This window comes from Bellilinea sp. (assembly GCF_034432615.1).
Taxonomy (GTDB): Bacteria; Chloroflexota; Anaerolineae; order Anaerolineales; family Anaerolineaceae; genus Bellilinea.
In genome coordinates this window covers 1-6,005 of sequence record NZ_DAOUBL010000159.1, presented here as the reverse complement: position 1 = coordinate 6,005, position 6,005 = coordinate 1, and the positions used below count along the sequence as shown (strand labels likewise).

At 58.1% G+C, this 6,005-nt stretch carries 7 protein-coding genes; 5 read left to right on the top strand and 2 right to left on the bottom strand.

Features of this window, described 5'->3' with window-relative positions:
• The 5 genes from VAE48_RS07570 to holB all read left to right on the top strand — a co-directional run.
• On the top strand, positions 1-358 hold a 358-nt coding region (locus VAE48_RS07570; protein ID WP_322792712.1), incomplete at its 5' end, for a pirin-like C-terminal cupin domain-containing protein.
• Between the two features lie 425 nt (positions 359-783).
• Positions 784-1,527 (top strand): SH3 domain-containing protein, encoded by a 744-nt coding sequence (locus VAE48_RS07565; protein ID WP_322792711.1) that lies wholly within the window; start codon positions 784-786, stop codon positions 1,525-1,527.
• A complete protein-coding gene (locus VAE48_RS07560; RefSeq protein WP_322792710.1) occupies positions 1,518-2,150 on the top strand; it encodes a class I SAM-dependent methyltransferase in 633 nt (210 codons plus the stop codon). The genes VAE48_RS07565 and VAE48_RS07560 overlap by 10 nt, the downstream gene beginning before the upstream one ends.
• A gap of 287 nt (positions 2,151-2,437) precedes the next feature.
• Positions 2,438-3,259 (top strand): hypothetical protein, encoded by an 822-nt coding sequence (locus VAE48_RS07555; protein ID WP_322792709.1) that lies wholly within the window; start codon positions 2,438-2,440, stop codon positions 3,257-3,259.
• 86 nt (positions 3,260-3,345) lie between these two features.
• Positions 3,346-4,368, top strand: coding sequence for a DNA polymerase III subunit delta' (holB, locus tag VAE48_RS07550; protein ID WP_322792708.1), 1,023 nt, complete (start codon positions 3,346-3,348; stop codon positions 4,366-4,368).
• 155 nt (positions 4,369-4,523) lie between these two features.
• On the opposite strand, the gene VAE48_RS07545 is transcribed toward holB, so the two are convergent.
• Positions 4,524-5,354, bottom strand: a complete 831-nt coding sequence (locus tag VAE48_RS07545; protein WP_322792707.1) for a phosphoenolpyruvate hydrolase family protein — start codon at positions 5,352-5,354, stop codon at positions 4,524-4,526.
• Positions 5,355-5,356: 2 nt separating this feature from the next.
• Positions 5,357-6,005, bottom strand: a 649-nt coding sequence (locus VAE48_RS07540; protein WP_322792706.1) for a Tm-1-like ATP-binding domain-containing protein, incomplete at its 5' end; no start/stop codon positions are given.

Genomic DNA, 6,005 nt, shown 5'->3' with positions numbered 1-6,005 from the left:
CGGACCGGTCACCGAGATTGCCGCCCAACCGATTTACATGGAAGTACAGCTGCTGCCCGGCGCTCGTTTTGAACTGAATCTACCGGCTGAACACACCCTGCTGGTTTATTTGTTTGAGGGACAGGCTCTCTTTGGCGGAACGCAGCCGGTAACTGCCCTGCGCATGCTGTTATTTGAAGCCGGGGAACGCTTGCTGGTAGAAACCGGCCTTGCCAGCGGGGCGCGTTTCATGCTCATGGCAGGAGCGCCGTTCGGCGAACCGATTTACCCCTACGGTCCGTTTGTGATGAACACCATGGAAGAAATCCAGCAGACTCTGGCTGAACTGCGCGCCGGAACGTTCATTCAACCCGCCTGATTCTCGATGATTTTACCGGCCTGAAGCCCTGCCCTTTCTCCTGCAAATCGGCAGGGCTTTTTGGGCGCGCAGATTGCTGCCTATGGCTTTCTCAAAGTTCCTTGACATCCCTAAAACTTGGTATCGAAACTTGAAGTGTGGCGAAACGACCCCCACCGACCTCCCCCATATCGCTTTAGCGATATGGGGGAGGCGAAGGAGGGGGCAAAATTGCTCGATTGGACGCATCAGTGGATTATTCCGAAAAGACATCCGTCGGCGCACGCGGCTGCGGTTTGACCGTTTTCGACTTTGAGAAAGCGATGGATTGCTGCCGGAATGCGATTCTGTCCATTCTGTAAAAGTTGTATAATCCATATATGGAGGAGTTTGAACTTTCCTCAAGCGCGGAAAGTACGGCTTTGAACAGGAGGAGGGATTTTGCCATGCGCGCACTTTTCCGAACCGGTTTTTTGTTGCTGCTGTTGTTGCTTTTTACGGGCTGCAACGCCCTGAATCAACCCACTCCCACCCCCACCGAAACGCTTTTGCCCAGCCCGCTGCCGCCGACGGCCACCTTCACCCCCTCGCCAACCCCGCTGCCCAGCGCAACCCCCACGCCGACCGCCACGCCGTTTGCCCCCTTCGAGGTGCGCACCGCCGTGGATTGGGTCAACGTCCGTTCCAACCCGGGTTATTTGTTCACCGTGCAAGCCAGCGTGCGTAAAGGGACGGTTTTCACCGTGCGCGGCAAATCTCCCGGCGGGGAGTGGATTCGGGTGGAGAACGACAAAGGCATCAGCGGCTGGATTTTTGCGCAACTGCTCGAATCGGCGGTGGATTTACAGGCTGTGCCGGTCATTCAGCCGGAGGAAGTGGTCACCGTGATGGGGCGGGTAGCCGACCGCACCGGTAAACCGATCAGCGGGATTCAATTTAAGATTACCCAGGGTGAAGCCCCGAATCAGCTGCGTACTGATGCGATGACCGACCCAGAAGGAGTTTTTTATGCCTTCATGCCGCGCAGCGCGCGGGGAGATTGGGTGGTGGAATACACCGCCATCGCCTGCACCAGCAATCTGATGGACGAAAAATGCAACTGCATCGGCGGGGCGTGCGGCAGCCCTGACCCGACCAAAGTGACCATCAATCTGCCTGACTTTCCGGCGCTGGTGTTCGAGTGGAAGTAAACGGTTTGTTCCACTCGGGTGAATTTGACCGCTGGGCAGCGGATTACGATGCGGAAGTCGGGCGCGGACAGGGCTTTCCCTTCGAGGGCTATGACAGCGTCTTGCAACGCGTCTTTGAAAGGGCACAGGTTGAGCCCCGCCTGACCGTGCTGGAGCTCGGCTGCGGTACCGGCAACCTGACCGCCCGCTTTGTACAGGCCGGCTGCCGCGTGTGGGGCAGCGATTTTTCCGCCGAGATGCTGAAAATGGCCCGCCGCAAAATAGCGGGGGCGCACTTTTTCCAGCACGAATTGGGAAAACCGCTGCCGGCCGATGTGCCGCAGCGTTACGCGCGCATCGTTTCCACCTATGTCTTTCATCATTTTGATCCGGCCGGCAAAATTGCCCTGCTGAACGCACTACGCGCTCACCTCGAACCCGGCGGCTGGATCGTGATCGGCGATATTGCCTTTATCAATGGAGAGGCGCGCCGGCAGGCAAAACAAACCGCCGGCGAGGCATGGGATGAAGAAGAATACTGGCTGGTTGAGGAGGACCTGCCAGCCCTGCGCGCCGCCGGCTTTCAGGCCGAATTCGAGCCTGTTTCGTTTTGTGCGGGGGTGTTTCTTATTGAGCCGCTGTGAATTTAGGATTTCCGCATGTGAGGATGGGGAGTCATGCCATTGGGTGTAAGGATTTCTCTGCTCAAATGGATTGGGAGGCAACTAGCCTAACCTTCTCTCTCGGAAAGAGAACAGGGTATTTGCTGAACGAATTTTGGCGTTGGTTCACTGAGAATAGTACCAATATGAAAAATATCATTTTTTGAAAATGAATAAAGTTACTTATTTTTTATTTATTTTTGTTATACAGGTAATTAAGAAACTGCGATTTGTGCAGACAACCTGATTGAACAAAGGAGAGGGTAGAAATGGATTATCGAATTTGGCAAAGGGTGGGAGCATTCTTGTTTGGGTTGCTGTTGTTCTTAACCGCCTGCCAGCCCGCCCCGCCAGTCAATCCCACCCCGATCCGAGAATCCACCGAAAGCAAGGGGGTGGCCCTTGCACGGCAAACCTTGCAGGACTATTACGCTTTTTTGCAGGCAGGTGAATTTGAACAGGCGGCTGAACTGCTCTTGCCGCTTACCGGATTTGACCGGCGTGCACTGGCCGAGGCCGCCCGTCAGGCCAGCCTGAACGGATGGCGAATCGAAGCAGTACAATTCAAGGAAGAATTTATTTTCGATCCCGAGCGGGTGATCTTCCGGGTCAGCGTGCAGCAGCAAGGTGCCCAGCCCGAAACCTATGAGATGTATCAGGTAGTGCATTTGCTGGATGGAAAGTCCTGGATCAGCAGCGGTGTGCTGGGAGAATACACCCTGACCACATCACCGGTCACCCACCAGCGCGTGAGTCTGGTGCCGCTTACCCTGCATCATGGGGTGGATTATTACCAGATCTGGCTGCTGGCGCAAAACGAATCGGCCGGGTCGGTTCGCTGGAGCAACCTTGAACCCTGCGCAATCCTTACTGTGGAAAACGAGCAGATCAATGCCGAATGTACCGATTCTGCGATGGTGATCGAAGCCGGCACGCAGGCCACCCTCGTGATGCGCTTTCCCCTGCCGGAAGGCACTTACCCGCGCCGTGCCCTGCCGACCATCCTCAAGGTCAATGGCTTTTCTTCGGATTCCTTCCAGGATGAGTGGTCATACCAGTTTTCTTTGAAGTATGCGGCCGCCGATTCATAAGGCCTGGGGGGTAAAAAAAGATGCAAGGCAGGTAAGAGAAGCAAATTGAACCCCCTGCATTGATTTTCTTCGGTTAAAATCAACCCATGACCTGGCAAATCTGGGGGCAGGATTGGGCAGTGCACCTGCTGCAGCAGCACATTCGCAGCGGCGAGGTGCGCCATGCCTATTTGTTCAGCGGCGTGCCGGGGGTCGGGCGGCGCACGCTGGCGCTGGAATTTGCCCGTGCGCTGAACTGCAGCCAGCCGCCGCAGCCCGGCGGGCTGTGCGGTGAATGCCGCAACTGCCGGCAGATTGCACGCATGGAACATGCCGACCTGACGGTGGTGCAGGCCGCCGAACCGGGCAGCGCCATCAAAGTTGAACAAATCCGCGAGCTGCAGCACAGCCTTTCGCTCTCCCCCTACGAAGCCCGTTACCGCATTGCCCTGCTGCTCAACTTTGAACAGGCCACCCCCAGCGCGCAAAACGCCCTGCTCAAAACCCTGGAAGAAGCCCCGTCCAAAGTCATCCTGCTGCTGACCGTATCCTCCCCCGAGGATGTGCTGCCGACCATCGTTTCACGCTGCGAGGTGCTGCGCCTGCGCCCGATGGCACTGCAATCCCTTGCCGATCATTTGCAGCGCAACGCGGTTATGGAGCCAAAACAGGCTGAATGGCTGGCTCACCTGAGCGGCGGACGCCCCGGCGCAGCCCTGCGCCTGCATCACGACCCGGCGGCACTGGAAGAACGCCGCCAGTGGATCAAAACGCTCTTCACCGCCCTTTCCGGCAGCCGCGCGGTTCGCTTTCAAATCAGCGAGGGGCTGGCCGGCAAAGACCGCGAACAAATCCGCGGCGTGCTGCGTTTGTGGAGCAGCCTGTGGCGGGATGTGCTGCTGTTGTGCGGCGGTCAGCCCGAGGCGTTGACCAACCTCGACCTGCGTCCAATGCTGGAACAGGTGGCTGCCCACCTTGACCTGCGGCGCGCCTATGCCTGCCTGAACGCCGTCGAACAGGCCCAGGCCGGACTGGACGCCAACCTCAACACGCGCCTGCTGCTGGATGTGCTGATGTTGGATATCCCGTATCTGAACGAGCAGATTGACCTGAATTCGGCTCAGGTTTAAGACCAAAACAGTATTGCAATTACCCCCTCTTACCTCCCCGAAAACCGCTCAGGTGGTTTTTGGGGAGTGGAAAAGGAATTATCCTGAACTGAGGTTTAAAACACGAAACCGGCGGGTATTGAGCCCGCCGGTGTAGTCTCTTCCGGCAAGAGGGTCTATGCCAGGCGAATATTCTTGAACGCCTCGACCTGGGCGCGGATGGCGCGCTCGGTGGGCAGACGTTCGATGCTGGATGCCCCGAAGAAGCCGGCAATGCCCGGCATGCGCGCCAGCGCTTTGCCGACCTGATCGGGTTCGTCAAACGGTCCGCCGTGGCAGATGACCAGTATATCCTTGCGCACCTGACGCCCGGCTTCGGCAATTTCCATCACTCTGGCAATGGCTTCATCGAGGGTCATTGCCACCCCAGCCCCGATGCTGCCCGAAGTGGTCAGCCCGACATGAGCCACCAGTTGATCGGCGCCGACCTTTGCCATCTCGCGCGCCTGATCGGCATCGAAGACATACGGCGAGGTGAACAGGTCCATCTCATGCGCCAGCCGAATCATCTCGATTTCCTTGTCGTAGCCCATGCCGGTGGCTTCCAGGTTGGCGCGGAAGTTGCCGTCAATCAGCCCGACGGTGGGGAAGTTCTGCACGCCCGAAAAGCCAATCTCGCGCAGTTGTTTGAGGAAGACCGGCATCAGCCGGAAGGGATCGGTGCCGCACACCCCGGCCAGCACCGGCGTATTTTTGACCACCGGCAGCACCTCACTGGCCATCTCGACCACGATCTGGTTGGCATCGCCGTAGGGCAGCAAACCGGCCAGCGAACCGCGCCCGGCCATGCGGTAGCGCCCGGAGTTGTAGATGATGATGATGTCCGCCCCGCCGGCTTCGGCAAATTTGGCGGAGATGCCGGTGCCGGCTCCCGCGCCGACGATTGCCCGGCCGGCAGCCACCTGAGCGTGCAAACGGTTGAGGATTTCCTGACGGGTGAATGCCATTTTCAAACCTCCTGTTCGGATTTTTTGAGCATCTCCAGCAGGGTTTCGGCAACCCTGCCGGAAAATTCCGGATCATTGATGTTGGCGTCAATCTCAATATAGGGGATGCCCGGTTTGAGATTCTTGCGGATGGTTTCAAAGCAGGCACGGTCGGCTTCTTCGTCCCAAAAGTCGCCGCCCGGGCTGTCGAGCATGGAAACGCCTTTGAGCGGAATCAATACCGCCACCGGCCCGGTGGATTCATTGGCGGCGCGGGCGATCATTTCGCCAATGCGGATATTTTCTTCCACATTGGTGCGCAGCAGGGTCACATTGGGGTTCCACTGGTACAATTTGCGCCCTTTGTACTTTTCCGGCACGGTATCCATGCCCCAGAAGTTGGCCATATCCACGCAGCCGGGCACCAGCACGGTGGGAATGCCCTTGCGCGCCGCCGCCAGGCAGCGTTCCGGGCCGGCGCTCAGCACACCGCCGCACACCTCATCGGCCAGTTCGGTGGTAGTGATGTCGAGGCAGGCGGTGATGTAGCCGTCATTGATCAGGCTTTCCATGGTGCGCCCGCCGGTACCGGTGGCGTGAAAGACCAGCACCTCATAACCGGCGTTCTCCAAAATCTCGCGGGCATGATCCACCGCTTTGGTAGTGTTGCCG